We start from the raw sequence: 16,083 nt of genomic DNA on the forward strand, positions 1-16,083 counted from the left end.
GCCCCGAATGCGCTGCCGCATTCGGGGGTTTTTTATTGAGAAGACCGTCAGAACAGAAAATAACGCTGCGCCATGGGCAAGGTTTCGGCCGGCTCACACCATAACAACACCCCGTCGGCTTTCACTTGATAGGTCTGCGAGTCGACGTCGATATTCGGCAGATAATCGTTGTGAATCAGGTCGGTTTTCTGCACGTCGCGACACCCTTTGACCACCGCGATGGTCTTTTTCAGACCCAAGGCCTCGGGCAAACCCGCCTCCTGCGCCACCTGACTGATAAAGGTCAGGCTGGTGGCGTGCAACGAACCGCCGTAACTGGCGAACATCGGACGGTAGTGCACCGGCTGCGGCGTCGGGATCGAAGCGTTGGCATCGCCCATCAGGCTGGCCGCAATGGCACCGCCCTTGAGGATCAGCGTCGGTTTGACTCCGAAAAACGCCGGGCGCCACAGCACCAGATCCGCCCATTTACCCACTTCCACCGAGCCGACTTCATGGCTGATGCCATGGGTGATCGCCGGGTTGATCGTGTACTTGGCGATGTAGCGTTTGGCGCGGAAGTTATCGTTGCCTTCGCCATCACCGGGCAACGGGCCGCGCTGTTTTTTCATTTTGTCGGCGGTCTGCCAGGTGCGGGTGATGACTTCACCGACGCGGCCCATGGCCTGGCTGTCGGAGCTGATCATCGAGAACGCGCCGAGGTCGTGGAGGATGTCTTCGGCGGCGATGGTTTCACGACGGATGCGGCTTTCGGCGAAGGCCACGTCTTCGGCAATGCTGGGGTCCAGGTGGTGGCAGACCATCAGCATGTCGAGGTGTTCGTCGATGGTGTTGCGGGTGAACGGCCGGGTCGGGTTGGTCGAGCTCGGCAGCACGTTGGCAAAGCCGCAGGCCTTGATGATGTCCGGGGCATGCCCGCCGCCGGCGCCTTCGGTGTGATAGGTGTGGATGGTGCGACCCTTGAAGGCGGCGAGGGTGGTTTCGACGAAGCCTGATTCGTTGAGCGTGTCGGTGTGGATCGCCACCTGCACGTCGTATTGGTCGGCGACGTTCAGGCAGTTATCGATGCTCGCCGGGGTGGTGCCCCAATCCTCGTGCAACTTGAGGCCGATGGCGCCGGCCTTGACCTGCTCGATCAACGGCTCCGGCAGGCTGGCGTTGCCCTTGCCGGTGAAGCCGATGTTCATTGGGAACGCATCGGCGGCCTGGAGCATGCGCGCCAGGTGCCACGGTCCGGACGTGCAGGTGGTTGCATTGGTGCCCGTGGCCGGGCCGGTGCCGCCGCCGATCATGGTGGTGACGCCGCTCATTAGCGCCTCTTCGATCTGCTGCGGGCAGATGAAGTGGATGTGCGTGTCGATGCCGCCCGCAGTGAGGATCATGCCTTCGCCGGCGATGACTTCGGTGCTGGCACCGACCGCAATGGTCACGTTCGGCTGGATGTCCGGGTTACCTGCCTTGCCGATCGCGGCGATGCGGCCGTCCTTGAGGCCGACATCGGCCTTGACGATGCCCCAGTGGTCGATGATCAGTGCGTTGGTGATCAGGGTGTCGACGACCTCTGCGGCGAGTAATTGGCTTTGGCCCTGGCCGTCGCGGATGACTTTGCCACCGCCGAATTTCACTTCTTCGCCGTAGGTGGTGAAGTCTTTCTCGACTTCGATCCACAGCTCGGTGTCGGCCAGACGGACCTTGTCACCGACGGTGGGGCCGAACATGTCGGCGTAGGCTTGTCTTGAGATTTTCATGCGCTTGCCTTGAGATTCAATTGGATTTGAGACCGCTCGCATAGCTCGCTATCGCGGGCAAGCCTCGCTCCTACAGGGGAATGCGATCAACTGTAGGAGCGAGCGATGCGGCGATCCGACTTGCCCGCGAAGAGGCAAGTTCAGACGCCATAGAATTTAAAGGTCACCCATGATCCTGCCGGCAAACCCGAACACCCGGCGATGCCCGGCCAGGTCTACCAACTCGACTTCGCGGCTTTGCCCTGGTTCGAAGCGCACGGCGGTGCCAGCGGGGATGTTCAGGCGCATGCCTCGACTGGCGGTGCGGTCGAACGTCAGCGCATCGTTGGTTTCGAAGAAGTGGTAATGCGAGCCGACCTGGATCGGGCGGTCGCCGCTGTTGGCCACCTTCAGGCTGAGGGTGCGGCGGCCTACGTTGAGTTCGATGTCGCCGGGCTGGATCTGGTATTCACCGGGAATCATCAATGGGCTCCCTGGAGAATCTTGTAGTAGAGCGCGGTCGGTTTGTAGCGGCCGCTCGGGTCGCAGGCATAGTCGGGAATTTCACCCGCGCGGGTGTAACCCAGGGCTTTGTAGAAGTCTTCGGCGGGAGAGCCGGCCTCGGTGTCGAGGTAGAGCATGCCGCGCTTGTGCTGGAGCGCGGCCGTTTCCAGTGCGCTCATCAACTGCTGGCCCAGACCCCGGCGACGCGCATGTTCACGCACCAGCAGTTTTTGCACTTCGGCGCGGTTCAGGCCATTAGCCTTCTGGCACAGGGTCAGTTGCACACTGGCCTGCACTTGCTCGTCCTTGACCACCACCCACAGCAGCACGTTGCCCTTGTTCAGGTCTTCCTGGACATCATCGAAATAGGCTCGGGCCTGGGTGGCATCCAGATTGGCCATGAACCCGACGCTGGCGCCATAGCCGACGGCGTCGAGCAGAAGATCAATCAAACCCTGACGATAGTGCGCAAAGCTTTCAACATTGACGCGGCGCAGTTGGGCGGCGTTCATGGGAAATTACTCCTTGTTGGCGGTCGGCGGTTCCGCGCCAGGATTGAGGGTCAGTTGCATAAAGGTCAGGTCCAGCCAGCGACCGAACTTGGTGCCCACCTGAGGCATCTGCCCGGTCGTCACGAAGCCGGCTCGTTCATGCAGGCGAATAGAAGCGGCATTGCCGCTTTCGATGGCGGCGACCATCACGTGCTTGTCGCAACCTTTGGCGCGCTCGATCAACGCGGTCATCAATTGCGGGCCGAGACCGTTGCCACGCTGGTCGCTGCGCACGTAAACCGAGTGCTCAACGGTGTGGCGGAACCCGTCGAACGGGCGCCAGTCACCAAATGAAGCGTAGCCCAGGACAGTGTTGTCGCTGTCGACGATCACCAGAATCGGGTAGCCCTGGGATTGCCGGGCGCTGAACCAGGCCTGGCGGTTACCCAGGTCTACGGCTTGTTCGTTCCAGATTGCCGTGGTGTTAAGCACGGCGTCGTTGTAGATGTCGCGGATCGCCGGCAAGTCGGCATGCGCTGCATCGCGAATGGGGTAAGTCATGGCGCGGCCTCAGGCGATCGGTTGGTGAACGGTGACCAGTTTGGTGCCGTCGGGAAAGGTCGCTTCGACCTGGATCTCCGGAATCATTTCCGGGATGCCTTCCATCACTTGTTCGCGACTGAGCAGGGTGGTGCCGAAGTGCATCAGTTCGGCCACGGTACGGCCGTCACGGGCGCCTTCGAGCAGCGCTGCGGATATGTAGGCCATGGCTTCCGGGTAGTTGAGTTTCACGCCGCGAGCCAAACGCCGCTCGGCCACGAGGCCGGCGGTGAAGATCAGCAGCTTGTCTTTTTCGCGTGGGGTCAGGTCCATCGTTTGGAATCCATCTAGGCAGTAAAAAAGGTATTCGGATCTATGAATACAATCCCTGTGGGAGCGAGCTTGCTCGCGATGGCGTCGGGACATTCAACATCCGAGTTACCTGATACACCGCTATCGCGAGCAAGCTCGCTCCCACAGAAAAGCAATTCAGGTGCTCCATATTCTGGGTGGTATGGCGTCGCGGCCAAGCAACGCGGGTCTGAGCAACCGCCACAAATCAATCAACCAGCCCCGCGCCAGCAACGCTTCACCCGCCAGACACCGAGCAACCAAAAGCCCCGGCAACTGCGTCAAATCCCCCCGCACGTCATGGGTCAACGAACGGCACCTCTCCAGTAATTCACTATCAACCTCCCCAGTCACCAGCAACGTCGCAAACACCGGTTGCCCATCCAGCCCAATCGGCGAATCAAGCAATCCGTCATCCCCGACAATGCGCTGGCGTTCATGCCAGAGCAACTGGCCGTCGCGGCGGATGTCCAGCTGCGCCTGAAAATGGCCGAGGTCGAAACGCTCGCCGCTGGCCGGCCTGCCCAGCGCCACCACATCCCAGTAAAACAATCGGGCATCGCCTTCAAGGTCGATGCACGTGCTGAGTTCAGCCTGGGCGGCACTGAAAATGATCGTCTCTTGTGGCAACCATTCAAGTGTCGCACCGGTCGCCACTTTCAAATCCAGCTGCTGATAAGCGGGCCCCGCTGCGCGATACCACTTGGCCGCGCCAGGGCTGGTGATTTGCGCCCAGGCATCGCGCCCGACACTGGCCGAGATGTCCAGCCGATCACCGCCGGCAATCCCGCCCGGCGGGTGCACGATGATGTGCTGGCAAACCTCCGGTCCTTCGGCATACAGATGTTTCTGCACCCGCAGCGGGCCTTTGTGGCGGCGCTGAACCGGGCGCGTACTGTCGCCGAATCGGGCGTAGCCGAGTTCCAACTCGGCGTGCCAGCTGGGGGTAAACAGGACGGTGGGAAGAGGTAAATTCATGGTTTCTAATTATCGTCAGGACGCTAGAGATTAGATCGTTACCAAACCGCGTACACCCTCGGCTTCCATATGTTCTCCGCGACCCTGCTGCACGATCTCGCCACGCGACATCACCAGGTATTGATCGGCCAGTTCGGCGGCGAAATCGTAGAACTGCTCCACCAGCAAAATCGCCATGTCGCCGCGCGCCGCGAGCTTCTTGATCACCGCGCCGATCTCCTTGATCACCGACGGCTGGATGCCTTCGGTGGGCTCGTCGAGGATCAGCAGGCGTGGACGACTGGCCAACGCTCGGCCGATCGCCAATTGCTGCTGTTGGCCACCGGACAAATCACCCCCGCGCCGTTGCTTCATTTGCAGCAGCACCGGAAACAGCTCGTAGATGAACGCCGGGACTTCCCTGGCTTCAGCGCCGGGAAATCGCGACAGGCCCATCAGCAGGTTTTCTTCCACGGTCAGCCGGCCGAAAATTTCCCGACCCTGAGGCACATAAGCGATCCCGGCGTGAACCCGCTGGTGTGGCTTGAACGTGGTAATCGGTTTGCCTTCCCAGTTCACCGCGCCCTCTTTGGCTGGCAGCAACCCCATCAAACACTTGAGCAGCGTGGTCTTGCCCACGCCGTTGCGCCCGAGCAGGCAGGTGACTTCGCCGACTTTCACCTCAAACGTCAGGCCCCGCAGGATGTGGCTACCGCCGTAATACTGGTGCAGCTTGTCAACTTGCAGCATGTTCAAATTCCCCTGAAAGCTAGCGACCGAGGTACACCTCAATCACGCGCTCGTTATCCTGCACCTGTTCCAGCGACCCTTCGGCCAGCACGCTGCCCTGGTGCAACACGGTGACGTGGTCGGCGATGGAGCCGACGAAGCCCATGTCGTGCTCCACCACCATCAGCGAATGCTTGCCCGCCAAGCTCTTGAACAGTTCGGCGGTGAATTCGGTTTCGGCGTCGGTCATGCCCGCCACCGGCTCGTCGAGCAGCAACAGTTGCGGGTCCTGCATCAGCAACATGCCGATCTCCAGAAACTGCTTCTGACCGTGGGACAACAAGCCCGCCGGGCGATTGACCGAGCTGGTCAGGCGAATGGTGTCCAGCACCTCGCTGATGCGGTCTTTCTGTTCGCCACTCAGACGAGCCCGAAGGCAGGCCCACACCGACTTGTCGGTTTTTTGCGCCAGTTCAAGGTTCTCGAACACGCTCAAGGCTTCGAACACCGTCGGCTTCTGGAACTTGCGACCGATGCCGGCCTGGGCGATTTGCACTTCACTCATCTGCGTCAGGTCCAGGGTTTCACCGAACCAGGCTTTGCCGTGACTGGGGCGAGTCTTGCCGGTGATCACGTCCATCAGCGTGGTCTTGCCCGCGCCGTTGGGGCCGATGATGCAGCGCAATTCGCCGACGCCGATGTACAGATTCAAGTCGTTCAGCGCTTTGAAGCCATCGAAGCTGACGCTGATGTCTTCAAGCGTCAGAATCGTGCCGTGGCGGGTATTCAGGCCGGGGCCGACGCGCTGGCCGAGACCGATGGCTTCGCGGCTGCTGCCGGCGTCCTTGTTGGGCTCCACTGGAAAAAACGCCGGTTCGAGCATGAATTCAGCCGTCGCAGTGACTCTCATGATTCACCTCTCTTTTTCAGCAGACCGATCACGCCTTTGGGCAGGTACAAGGTCACGACAATGAACAACGCGCCGAGGAAGAACAGCCAGTACTCCGGGAAGGCCACGGTGAACCAGCTCTTCATGCCGTTGACCACACCGGCGCCGAGCAGCGGGCCGATCAGCGTGCCGCGACCACCCAGCGCCACCCAAACTGCGGCTTCAATGGAGTTGGTCGGCGACATCTCACTGGGGTTGATGATCCCGACTTGCGGCACGTACAGCGCGCCGGCCAGGCCGCAGAGCACTGCGCTCAACACCCAGACAAACAGCTTGAAACCACGCGGATCGTAGCCGCAAAACATCAGGCGGTTTTCCGCATCTCGCAGCGCGGTCAACACCCGGCCGAACTTGCTCTGCGCAAGGCGCCAACCGATGAACAGGCTCGCCACCAGCAACACCACGGTGGCGAAAAACAGCACCGCGCGGGTGCCCGGTTCGGTGATGCCAAACCCGAGAATGGTGCGGAAGTTGGTGAAGCCGTTGTTGCCGCCAAACCCGGTTTCGTTGCGGAAGAACAGCAGCATTCCGGCGAAAGTCAGGGCCTGAGTCATGATCGAGAAATACACGCCCTTGATCCGCGAGCGGAAGGCGAAGAAGCCAAACACCAGCGCCAGCAACCCCGGCGCCAATACCACCAGACACATCGACCAAAGGAAGCTGCTGGTGCCGGTCCAGTACCACGGCAATTCAGTCCACGACAGGAAGGTCATGAACGCTGGCAAGCCATCGCCCGAGGCCTGGCGCATCAGGTACATGCCCATCGCATAGCCGCCGAGGGCGAAGAACAAACCGTGACCAAGGGACAGCAGACCGGCGTACCCCCAAACCAGATCGAGGGCCAGCGCGACAATCGCGTAGCAAAGAATCTTGCCCACCAGCGTCAGCGTGTACGCAGAGACATGAAACGCGCTGTCCGGCGGCAACAACGACAGCAACGGCAACGCCAGTAATAGAGCGAGGATCACCGCGCCAACAGTGATCGTGACTTTGGGGCCAGCCTTTTGCGTGGCTGTGAGCATCAGGGGCTGGTTCATCAGTCGATCACCCGTCCTTTCAGTGCGAAGAGGCCTTGCGGACGTTTCTGAATGAACAGAATGATCAGCGCGAGGATCAGGATCTTGCCCAGCACCGCGCCGATCTGCGGTTCGAGAATTTTGTTGGCGATGCCCAGGCCGAAGGCTGCCAGCACGCTACCGGCCAACTGACCGACACCGCCGAGCACCACCACCAGGAACGAGTCGATGATGTAGCTCTGTCCAAGGTCCGGGCCGACGTTGCCGATCTGACTGAGGGCTACGCCACCGAGCCCGGCAATGCCCGAGCCGAGGCCGAAGGCGAGCATGTCCACGCGACCGGTCGGTACGCCGCAGCAGGCGGCCATGTTGCGGTTTTGGGTAACGGCGCGAACGTTCAAACCGAGGCGAGTCTTGTTCAGCAGCAACCAGGTCAGCACCACCACAAACAGCGCGAACGCGATGATCACGATGCGGTTGTACGGCAGCACCAGGTTGGGCAGCACCTGAATCCCGCCCGACAGCCAGGCCGGGTTGGCCACTTCAACGTTCTGCGCGCCGAACATCAATCGGACCAGCTGAATCAGCATGAGGCTGATGCCCCACGTGGCGAGCAGGGTTTCCAGCGGACGGCCGTAGAGGTGGCGAATCACCGTGCGTTCCAGCGCCATGCCGATAGCGGCGGTCACGAAAAATGCCACCGGCAAGGCGATCAGCGGGTAGAACTCGATGGCTTGCGGGGCGAAGCGCTGGAACATCAACTGCACCACGTACGTCGAGTACGCGCCGAGCATCAGCATCTCGCCGTGAGCCATGTTGATCACGCCGAGCAGGCCAAAAGTGATCGCCAGACCGAGTGCGGCAAGCAACAGAATCGAACCCAACGACATGCCGCTGAAGGCTTGGCCGAGGATCTCGCCAATCAGCAGTTTGCGTTTGACTTGAGCGAGGCTGGTTTCGGCAGCGGTACGTACGCCGGCGTCGGCTTCGACACCGGGTTGCAGCAGGCTTTCGAGGCGAGTGCGGGCCAGTGGATCGCCGGTTTCACCGAGCAGACGCACAGCGGCAAGGCGCACGGCCGGGTTAGTGTCCACCAGTTGCAGATTGGCCAGCGCCAGGCTTAAAGCTGCGTGAACGCTTTGGTCTTTTTCGCCAGCCAGTTGCTGGTCGAGGAATGCAAGCTGCGCAGGTTTAGCGCTTTTCTGCAATTGCTGCGCGGCGGCCAGACGGAGGTTGGCGTCGGTGGCGAGCAATTGGTGGCTGGCCAGCGCGGTGTCGATCAGACCGCGAAGGCGATTATTCAGGCGCAGGGTTTTCGGTTGGCCGTCGACGGTCAGCGCGCCCCGCTGCAAGGCGTTGATCAGTTCGATGCGAGCCGGATCGGGCTGCGCGGCCCAGGCTTCCAGAAGCTTGGCTTGCTGCACGGGATTGGCGGCGACGAAGTCTTCGGCGTCGCCGGCGTGTACGGCCATCGGCAATAAGAGCGCGATGGCGAGGATGAAGCGGTAAAGGGCAGTGGGCATTGGTGGTGTTCCTGTTAAATCGACCCCTCACCCCAGCCCTCTCCCCAATGGGGAGAGGGGGAAAGGGGGTCGATCTTCATGCTCTTCAAATCCTGAGTTCGACTTGATTGCGCAGGTCGAGGTAGCTCGACCAGACAACTCGGTCAGTCCCCTCGCCCCCTGGGGAGAGGGTTAGGGTGAGGGGTGGATCTCAGACCCGCCCCAAACTCCAGATCCGCCTCAGTTGCTCTTCACCGCATAATCCGGCTTCTTGTCGTTACCCGAGATATACGGGCTCCAAGGCTCGGCACGGATCGGCCCTTCGGTCTGCCACACCACGTTGAACTGACCGTCCGCCTGAATCTCGCCGATCATCACGGGTTTGTGCAGGTGGTGGTTGGTCTTGTCCATGGTCAGGGTGTAACCGGACGGCGCGGCAAAGGTCTGGCCAGCGAGGGCTTCGCGGACTTTGTCGACGTCGGTGGACTTGGCTTTCTCAGCCGCTTGCGCCCACATGTGAATGCCCACGTAGGTGGCTTCCATCGGGTCGTTGGTCACCGCTTTGTCGGCGCCCGGCAGGTTGTGTTTCTTGGCGTAGGCTTTCCAGTCAGCGACGAACTTCTTGTTCGCCGGGTTCTCCACCGACTCAAAGTAGTTCCACGCCGCGAGGTTGCCCACTAACGGTTTGGTGTCGATGCCGCGCAGTTCTTCTTCGCCGACGGAGAACGCCACGACTGGAACATCGGTGGCTTTCAGGCCCTGGTTGGCCAGCTCTTTATAGAACGGCACGTTGGAGTCGCCATTGACGGTGGAGATGACCGCGGTCTTGCCACCGGCCGAGAATTTTTTGATGTTGGCCACGATGGTTTGATAGTCGCTGTGGCCGAACGGGGTGTAGACCTCTTCGATGTCCTTGTCCGCCACCCCTTTGGCGTGCAGGAACGAACGCAGGATCTTGTTGGTGGTGCGCGGGTAGACGTAGTCGGTGCCCAACAGGAAGTAACGCTTGGCGCTGCCGCCTTCTTCGCTCATCAGGTATTCCACCGCCGGGATCGCCTGCTGGTTCGGCGCGGCGCCGGTGTAGAACACGTTCGGCGACATCTCTTCGCCTTCGTATTGCACGGGGTAGAACAGCAGGCCGTTGAGCTCCTCGAACACTGGCAATACCGACTTGCGCGACACCGACGTCCAGCAACCGAACACCACCGCGACCTTGTCCTGGGTCAGCAACTGACGACCCTTTTCGGCGAACAGCGGCCAGTTCGACGCGGGGTCCACGACCACGGGTTCGAGCATCTTGCCGTTCACGCCACCCTTGGCGTTGATCTCGTCGATGGTCATCAACGCCATGTCTTTGAGCGACGTTTCGGAGATCGCCATGGTGCCGGACAACGAATGCAGAATACCGACCTTGATGGTCTCGGCGGCCTGGACAGTCCAGGTCATGCCCATCGCGGCAATGGATGCCGTGAGTGTGAAAGCCTTGATCAAGCTGCGACGCTTCATTGTGCGATCTCCATGAACTTATGAATTTTCTGGGTGGCAGATGCGGACTACTGAAGGGTCTTTAGCAAGGGCTGTGCCTGGTCGGCAAAAGGCAGGGAAATGTCGCATTAGAGCGGTTGCACGGTTTGGGCGGCGCACCATGAAGGATCGCGCCTGGCGCGTTGGTGCGAAGAGGTGCGCCACATTGGGGCGCGACGATTGCCCCTGTGGGCCTGTCCACAGGGGTAGCGCGCGGTGCAAAAATTTAACCCATTGCACCGCGGCTAGCGTTTTTGAGTATCAGGCCGCTTGAGTTTTTGTAGTCATTCGCGACAAAAGCACCCGGTCGAGCAGCCAGACCACCACCAGCGAAGCGCCTACCAACGGAAACGCCACCGCCAGGGCAAACATGATGACCATCGCGGTTTTCCATTTCGGCAGGTCATGGCGCAGCGGCGGAACACCGAATTTTCCCTCTGGACGGCGCTTCCACCAGATCACCACACCGCTGACGGCGCTGAGCAGAATCATCAGGCAGATCAGCAGCACGATGATCTGATTGAGCGGGCCGAACATTTTGCCTTCGTGCAACATCACGCCGATTTCCGTCGCGCGGGCGACGGTGCCGTATTGGGCGTAGCGCACGTCGGCGAGGACGTCGCCGGTGTACTGATCGACATGCAAGGTGGCGTCGTTGCGCGGGTCGTCGGCGAACACCGCGATGGTGAACACGCCGGTGGCGGTCGTCGGCAAGGTGATGCTGTAACCCGGTTCGACCTTGCGTTGCGCAGCGATGTTCTGCACGTCCTGCAAACTGATGGTCGGCGCGGCGGGGCCGGCTTGCGCGCCGCCGTGGGCCATGTGTTCGGCATGGTCGCCGGACATCGGCATCGGCGTGTTTTCCATCGCCCATGGCACGGTCTGGCGGGTGGCGGTGTTGAGGCTGCGGGCCTCGACATCAGACTTGGGCACGTCATCCCACATCGCTGCCGGAAAGACATTCCACACTTCGGCATATTGCTTGCCCCAGAACCCGGTCCAGGTCATGCCGCTGAGCAGCATCACCAACAGCAACGACGCGCCCCAGAACCCGGTTACCGCGTGCAGGTCACGCCAGAGCACTCGACCGCGACTGCTCAACCGAGGCCACAAAATTCCGGCTGCCTGGCCACGCGGCCACCACAGAAAGACGCCGGAGACCACCAGCACCACGCCCCAACCGGCGGCCAGTTCGATCAGTCGATCACCGACGGTGCCGATCATCAACTCGCCGTGAATCGCTCGCGCAACCGCTTGCAGATTCTTCTTCGCGTCTTGCTCGCCGAGGATGTCGCCCTGGTAGGGATCGACGAACACGTTCAGCTCATTGCCGGCATTGAGCACGACAAATTGCGCGCTGCGTTCGGCGTTGACCGGCGGCAGGTACTGCTTGATCTGGCCTTGTGGATACGCCGCTTTTACCCGCTTGAGCAGGTCGTCGGCCGGGACGCTGTGATGCCCGGCCGGGACGTTCAGCAGGCTGCCGTACATCAACGGATCGAGTTGCGGTTTGAACAGGTAAATGATGCCGGTCAGGGCCAGCATTACCATGAAAGGTGCGACGAACAGACCGGCATAAAAATGCCAGCGCCAGGCCAGGTTGTAGAAATTCACTGTGGGCTGTTTCATCGGTTGTGCTCCGCTTGGCGATCCAGTTATTTGTCGAAAGATCGCTGCTGCGATCTCTCGACTTTCTTGTTAGAAACTCATATCCACTTTGGTCCAGAGCGTGCGCCCCGGTTCTTTAATGGCTTGCGGGTCATTGGCCGGGTAGCCGAAACCGGCGTTGCCAGCCAGGTTCAAATGCTCGGCATACGCCTTGCCGAACAGGTTGTCGACGCCGGTGCTGACCTTCCAGTTTTTGTTAATCCGGTAGGCGCCATTGAGCGAGAACACGCCAAAACCCGAGGTCTTGTCGAAGTCCTTGCCGACGACGTTGCCCTTGTTCTGGTCGATGCGGTTTTGCGCCGCAACCACCCGCCACAAGGCACCGGCGCTCCAGTTGTCTGCGCTGTAGGTCAGGCCGAAACGTGCGTCCAGCGGCGGCATTTGCGGCAGTGCGTTGCCGTCGCTGCTGTTCTTGCCCCAGGCGTAGGCCAGGGTTGCGTCGGCTTTCCAATGGCTGGTCAGCTTGTAGGCCGCACCCAATTCGCCGCCCATGATTCGTGCGTCGATGTTTTGTGCTTGCGAGGTCATGCCCATCATTGCGGGCGTGTAGTTGAACAGGATGTAATCGCGCACCTGCCCGACGTACCCCGAGGCCCAGGCTTCCAGGTCTTCGGTCTTGTATTGCAGGCCGAAGTCGAGCTGGGTGGTTTTCTCAGGCTTGATCGAATCGAAGGCATTCACCGATCCGGCGGGCCCCGATTTGGGCGAAAACAGCTCCCAGTAATCCGGGAAACGCTGGGTGTGGCCGATGCCGGCATACAGCGTGGTCGGGCTGTCCGCCAGATCATGCTCGTAACGGACGAAGCCGCTTGGCAGGGTGTCGGCGCGGGTATCGTCGGCGGTCGGGTTGGCGCGAGTCATCATCCCCGAGCCAGTGGTCTGCCGATAATCCTTGGCCGAGGCGCGGTCCAGGCGTGCACCGGTAATCAACCGATCACGGTCGGCGGCGTACCAGGTCAATTCGCTGAACACGCCGTAGTTGTGGAAGTCGGCGTCCTTGTTGCGCGGCAGATCCTTGTAGACGTCGATGCCCATGGCGCTGCGTTGGCGATGTTCGTTGGTCTGCGCATCGATGCCGCTGATCAACTGCACATCGGCCCAGCGCCAAGTGGCTTTGATCCGTGCGCCGAGGGTTCGACGGTCGACGTTGGAAGCCATGGGGCCGGCCATCATGCCGGTGCCGGACGGCGTGCGCAGGGTGTAGTTGTCCATCACGTGGTCGGCGTAGTTGTAGTAAATCTGCGCTTCGACCTTATCCAGCACATCACCGATGTTCGACTGCTCGAAACGCAAGCCGAGGCTTTCGCGCTTGAATTGCGAACCGTCCATGCCGCGCCCGGCGTAACGGGCTTCGCCATCGCCCTTGCCGGCGGTCAGTTCCAGCAGGGTGTCGGCGTCCGGGGTCCAGCCAACCGCCACATCGCCGTTCCATTTGTCATAGCGCGACGGCACGGTGTCGTTGTTGCCGTCCTTGTAGTCGTCGGAATGCGCAGTGTTGCCGATCACTCGCACGTAACCCAGCGGCCCGCCGGCAGCGGCGTCCACCACTTTGTCGAAACGCCCGTTGGAGCCAGCCAGCACGCTGGCGTTCACCCGGGTGCCGAGTTCGCCGAAGCTTTCCGGCTCACGGTCGAAGAGGATGGTCCCGGCGGATGCACCTGGTCCCCAGAGCACGCTTTGCGGGCCTTTGATGACGGTCAGTTTGTCGTAGGTTTCCGGCGAGATGTACGAGGTCGGTGCGTCCATTCGGCCGGGGCAGGCGCCAAGCAACTGGCCGCCGTTGGTGAGGATGTTCAGTCGCGAGCCGAACATGCCGCGCAGCACCGGGTCGCCGTTGGTGCCGCCATTGCGCACCAGGGCGAAGCCGGGGATGGTTTTCAGGTAGTCGCCACCGTCGCTGGCCGGCACTGGTTGGCGCGGGTCTTTGGGGTTGGTGACGATGGTCAGCGGCGAACTCGGCGCGATGGCGGTGATCACCGTTGGGCTCAGTTCTTCACTGTGACCGGCGTGTTCATCGGCCAGCACCGTCGGTGTCAGCAGTGCACCGCAAAGAAAGGCGGTGGCGTGCCTGAAACGAATACTGGATTCGTTCGGGGCAAAAGAAACTTGGGCAGGACGCAAGCGTGTGTCAGCAGAAAACCTGGACATGACAATTTCCATCGAACAGTCGTAAACGACACGGCCGGTATCCGACGCAATCCCTGTGGGAGCGAGCTTGCTCGCGAAAGCGGTGTGCCAGACGACATTAATGTTGACTGACACTCCCTCTTCGCGAGCAAGCTCGCTCCCACAGGTTGCTTTGGCTGTCTTGCGGACCGTGTGAGATCGGGGTGGGTGTTTACGCGTCGATGGGTGGGGCGCGAGTGCGGGCGCCGGGGAAGAAGGTTTGCCGGGCGTGGCCCAGTCGGGGGGAAGGGGGGGTGAAAGTGGTGGCTTTTGGCGTGTCGTACGCGATGAAGGACTGGCCGCCAGTCAGCGCCGGGCAATTGAACAGCAGGCTGCAATAACCGCATTTTTCCCAGAGCGCGTGGTCCGAGGCTTTGGGCGGGCAGTGCTCGGCGGCGGGTTGCGCGCCGTGGTCGGCGTGCTCCATTGCCGACATGTCCATGCTCATGTCTTTCGACATCTTCATCGACATCGACGAGGCGCGTTGATCCATCGGCATCGACTGAGAAATCAGCGGGCCGATAAAGATCATCAGCATGGCGAACAGGCTGATCCAGCTGCCGCGCGTCAGGCTTAACGGCTGACGACGGTGTGCGGATGACCTGGCGCTAAGCGGGCGCATGGACGTTTTCAGCTCTGTCGATTACTGAGCGTGCACGTGTGCTTGCATGCCGTCCGGTGCTTTTTTCTGCACCGCGATTTCGACCGTCACGTCGCCGGACTTCTCGAAATGCATCGTCAGCGGGAAGCGTTTGCCGTCGCTCAACAGGCTGCGGTCTTTCAATTCCAGCAGCATCACGTGGTAGGCCATCGGCGCAAAAGTGACTTCGCCGCCGGCCGGGACTTCAACGCTCGGCACCTGCTGCATTTTCATCAGGTCGTTTTGCATGACGTGCTCATGCAGTTGAGCAATGCCTGCTATCGGCGAGTCGACGCTGAGCAGGCGGTCAGAGGTTTTGCCTGTGTTCTGAATGACAAAATAGGCTGCTACGGTCGGCGCGTTGGGCGGCAACTCCTGCGACCAGGGGTGAGCGATTTCCAGCTCCCCGGCCTTGTATTCGTGGGCATTGGCAAAGCAGGCAGGCAACAGCAACGCGGCCAGGACGATGAGTTTGTTCAACATGGAAGTTCTCCAGAGCGATTCAAAACGCAGGTCAATTGCGAGGAGGAATCAAACCAGAGGGGAGGCGCGAGGGTTGAGGCTCGGCCATTGCTGGCGCGGTGTCGGCGTATCGAGAGAGGCGAGAGTCAGGCTTCGATTGGCATCGAAACGCGCGAAATACAGCTGCGGCACATGCCCGGGCAGCGCCACCAACGGCGCGGAACCTGAACAGCACCAGCAATGTTGCATGTTGGAATGATCGTCGTTCTGCGGGACTTTCTGTTCGATATCGCCCAGGAAAATCGCCACCATCTTGGTGCCGCTGGACGAACAGAAACTGCCCCACAACAACTGCTCGGCGGGTGATTTCGCCGTCTGCGCCATCGCTCCCGTCATCGGCATGGCGAGCATGTTGAACAGCACTGCGAAGCAGGCGATCCAGGCAAATGCGAGCCGTTGTCGGGACATGGGCAAAATCCGGTTGGGTGGGCGATCAGGCGCGGCTATTTAGCCTGATCAGGGCCGATAAGTAAAAAAGCGGCGTGCGGTGTGGTGTCGCAGCGCAGTCAGAGAGTACTGGCGTGCAAGCGCAGGCCCAAAGCTTTCATAACCTTCATGATAGTAGCGAATTCCGGATTGCCAGTGCTGCCCAATGCTTTGTACAGACTTTCACGACCCAGACCTGCATCGCGGGCAATCTGTGTCATGCCCTTTGCTCGGGCTATGTCGTTAAGGGCTGCACGTATGAGCACTCCGTCGCCAGCATCCTCTTCAAAACAGGCATCCAGGTAAGCGGCCATTTCTTCTGGTGTTTTTAGAAATTCGGCGGCATCGAAACGGGTGAATTGTTCGGCCAT

17 protein-coding genes are annotated in these 16,083 nt (G+C 60.8%); all 17 read right to left on the reverse strand.

Annotated features, from left to right (window positions below; genetic code table 11):
• Positions 1–47: 47 nt before the first annotated feature.
• The 17 genes from ureC to ACYZT7_RS03955 all read right to left on the reverse strand — a co-directional run bounded on the left by ureC (position 48) and on the right by ACYZT7_RS03955 (position 16,083).
• Positions 48–1,748: an urease subunit alpha gene (gene ureC / locus ACYZT7_RS03875; RefSeq protein WP_462040015.1), complete on the reverse strand. Its 1,701-nt coding sequence runs from the start codon at positions 1,746–1,748 to the stop codon at positions 48–50.
• A gap of 156 nt (positions 1,749–1,904) precedes the next feature.
• Entirely contained in the window at positions 1,905–2,210 is a 306-nt protein-coding gene (locus tag ACYZT7_RS03880; RefSeq protein WP_462040016.1) for an urease subunit beta, read from the reverse strand.
• Entirely contained in the window at positions 2,210–2,743 is a 534-nt protein-coding gene (locus ACYZT7_RS03885; RefSeq protein ID WP_462040017.1) for a GNAT family N-acetyltransferase, read from the reverse strand. Before ACYZT7_RS03885 ends, ACYZT7_RS03880 begins: the two co-directional genes overlap by 1 nt.
• A gap of 6 nt (positions 2,744–2,749) precedes the next feature.
• A complete protein-coding gene (locus ACYZT7_RS03890) occupies positions 2,750–3,283 on the reverse strand; it encodes a GNAT family N-acetyltransferase (protein ID WP_462040018.1) in 534 nt (177 codons plus the stop codon).
• Between the two features lie 9 nt (positions 3,284–3,292).
• The gene (gene ureA, locus ACYZT7_RS03895) at positions 3,293–3,595 is read right to left on the reverse strand and encodes an urease subunit gamma (protein ID WP_033055605.1); all 303 of its coding nucleotides are present in this window, start codon (positions 3,593–3,595) and stop codon (positions 3,293–3,295) included.
• 156 nt (positions 3,596–3,751) lie between these two features.
• Positions 3,752–4,591 (reverse strand): urease accessory protein UreD, encoded by an 840-nt coding sequence (locus tag ACYZT7_RS03900; protein ID WP_462040019.1) that lies wholly within the window; start codon positions 4,589–4,591, stop codon positions 3,752–3,754.
• Between the two features lie 30 nt (positions 4,592–4,621).
• Complete coding sequence (gene urtE, locus ACYZT7_RS03905; protein ID WP_462040020.1) at positions 4,622–5,320, reverse strand: urea ABC transporter ATP-binding subunit UrtE; 699 nt, start codon at positions 5,318–5,320, stop codon at positions 4,622–4,624.
• Positions 5,321–5,339: 19 nt separating this feature from the next.
• Entirely contained in the window at positions 5,340–6,209 is an 870-nt protein-coding gene (gene urtD, locus ACYZT7_RS03910) for an urea ABC transporter ATP-binding protein UrtD (RefSeq protein ID WP_462040021.1), read from the reverse strand.
• Positions 6,206–7,285: an urea ABC transporter permease subunit UrtC gene (gene urtC, locus ACYZT7_RS03915; protein ID WP_462040022.1), complete on the reverse strand. Its 1,080-nt coding sequence runs from the start codon at positions 7,283–7,285 to the stop codon at positions 6,206–6,208. The genes urtD and urtC overlap by 4 nt, the downstream gene beginning before the upstream one ends.
• A complete protein-coding gene (gene urtB / locus ACYZT7_RS03920) occupies positions 7,285–8,787 on the reverse strand; it encodes an urea ABC transporter permease subunit UrtB (protein WP_462040023.1) in 1,503 nt (500 codons plus the stop codon). Before urtB ends, urtC begins: the two co-directional genes overlap by 1 nt.
• A gap of 219 nt (positions 8,788–9,006) precedes the next feature.
• Positions 9,007–10,272, reverse strand: a complete 1,266-nt coding sequence (gene urtA / locus ACYZT7_RS03925; RefSeq protein WP_461968251.1) for an urea ABC transporter substrate-binding protein — start codon at positions 10,270–10,272, stop codon at positions 9,007–9,009.
• 279 nt (positions 10,273–10,551) lie between these two features.
• A complete protein-coding gene (locus ACYZT7_RS03930; protein ID WP_462040024.1) occupies positions 10,552–11,919 on the reverse strand; it encodes a PepSY-associated TM helix domain-containing protein in 1,368 nt (455 codons plus the stop codon).
• A gap of 69 nt (positions 11,920–11,988) precedes the next feature.
• Positions 11,989–14,106, reverse strand: a complete 2,118-nt coding sequence (locus tag ACYZT7_RS03935; protein ID WP_462040025.1) for a TonB-dependent copper receptor — start codon at positions 14,104–14,106, stop codon at positions 11,989–11,991.
• Between the two features lie 190 nt (positions 14,107–14,296).
• On the reverse strand, positions 14,297–14,746 hold the full coding sequence (locus ACYZT7_RS03940; protein ID WP_462040026.1) for a DUF2946 domain-containing protein: 450 nt from the start codon (positions 14,744–14,746) through the stop codon (positions 14,297–14,299).
• A gap of 21 nt (positions 14,747–14,767) precedes the next feature.
• A complete protein-coding gene (locus tag ACYZT7_RS03945; protein ID WP_462040027.1) occupies positions 14,768–15,247 on the reverse strand; it encodes a copper chaperone PCu(A)C in 480 nt (159 codons plus the stop codon).
• A 48-nt stretch (positions 15,248–15,295) separates the two neighbouring features.
• The gene (locus tag ACYZT7_RS03950) at positions 15,296–15,694 is read right to left on the reverse strand and encodes a DUF2946 domain-containing protein (RefSeq protein ID WP_462040028.1); all 399 of its coding nucleotides are present in this window, start codon (positions 15,692–15,694) and stop codon (positions 15,296–15,298) included.
• Positions 15,695–15,792: 98 nt separating this feature from the next.
• The gene (locus ACYZT7_RS03955; RefSeq protein WP_149630208.1) at positions 15,793–16,083 is read right to left on the reverse strand and encodes an addiction module antidote protein; all 291 of its coding nucleotides are present in this window, start codon (positions 16,081–16,083) and stop codon (positions 15,793–15,795) included.

This window comes from Pseudomonas sp. RT4P38, assembly GCF_054897765.1.

Excerpts from the sequence above, each read along its gene's own strand:
- ACYZT7_RS03890 (WP_462040018.1), bottom strand. The coding sequence starts at position 3,283 with ATGACTTACCCCATTCGCGATGCAGCGCATGCCGACTTGCCGGCGATC.
- ACYZT7_RS03945 (WP_462040027.1), bottom strand. The coding sequence starts at position 15,247 with ATGTTGAACAAACTCATCGTCCTGGCCGCGTTGCTGTTGCCTGCCTGC.
- ACYZT7_RS03955 (WP_149630208.1), bottom strand. The coding sequence starts at position 16,083 with ATGGCCGAACAATTCACCCGTTTCGATGCCGCCGAATTTCTAAAAACA.
- urtB (WP_462040023.1), bottom strand. The coding sequence starts at position 8,787 with ATGCCCACTGCCCTTTACCGCTTCATCCTCGCCATCGCGCTCTTATTG.
- ureC (WP_462040015.1), bottom strand. The coding sequence starts at position 1,748 with ATGAAAATCTCAAGACAAGCCTACGCCGACATGTTCGGCCCCACCGTC.
- ureA (WP_033055605.1), bottom strand. The coding sequence starts at position 3,595 with ATGGACCTGACCCCACGCGAAAAAGACAAGCTGCTGATCTTCACCGCC.
- urtD (WP_462040021.1), bottom strand. The coding sequence starts at position 6,209 with ATGAGAGTCACTGCGACGGCTGAATTCATGCTCGAACCGGCGTTTTTT.
- ACYZT7_RS03885 (WP_462040017.1), bottom strand. The coding sequence starts at position 2,743 with ATGAACGCCGCCCAACTGCGCCGCGTCAATGTTGAAAGCTTTGCGCAC.
- ACYZT7_RS03930 (WP_462040024.1), bottom strand. The coding sequence starts at position 11,919 with ATGAAACAGCCCACAGTGAATTTCTACAACCTGGCCTGGCGCTGGCAT.
- ACYZT7_RS03950 (WP_462040028.1), bottom strand. The coding sequence starts at position 15,694 with ATGTCCCGACAACGGCTCGCATTTGCCTGGATCGCCTGCTTCGCAGTG.
- ACYZT7_RS03900 (WP_462040019.1), bottom strand. The coding sequence starts at position 4,591 with ATGAATTTACCTCTTCCCACCGTCCTGTTTACCCCCAGCTGGCACGCC.
- urtE (WP_462040020.1), bottom strand. The coding sequence starts at position 5,320 with ATGCTGCAAGTTGACAAGCTGCACCAGTATTACGGCGGTAGCCACATC.
- ACYZT7_RS03935 (WP_462040025.1), bottom strand. The coding sequence starts at position 14,106 with ATGTCCAGGTTTTCTGCTGACACACGCTTGCGTCCTGCCCAAGTTTCT.
- ACYZT7_RS03880 (WP_462040016.1), bottom strand. The coding sequence starts at position 2,210 with ATGATTCCCGGTGAATACCAGATCCAGCCCGGCGACATCGAACTCAAC.
- ACYZT7_RS03940 (WP_462040026.1), bottom strand. The coding sequence starts at position 14,746 with ATGCGCCCGCTTAGCGCCAGGTCATCCGCACACCGTCGTCAGCCGTTA.
- urtC (WP_462040022.1), bottom strand. The coding sequence starts at position 7,285 with ATGAACCAGCCCCTGATGCTCACAGCCACGCAAAAGGCTGGCCCCAAA.
- urtA (WP_461968251.1), bottom strand. The coding sequence starts at position 10,272 with ATGAAGCGTCGCAGCTTGATCAAGGCTTTCACACTCACGGCATCCATT.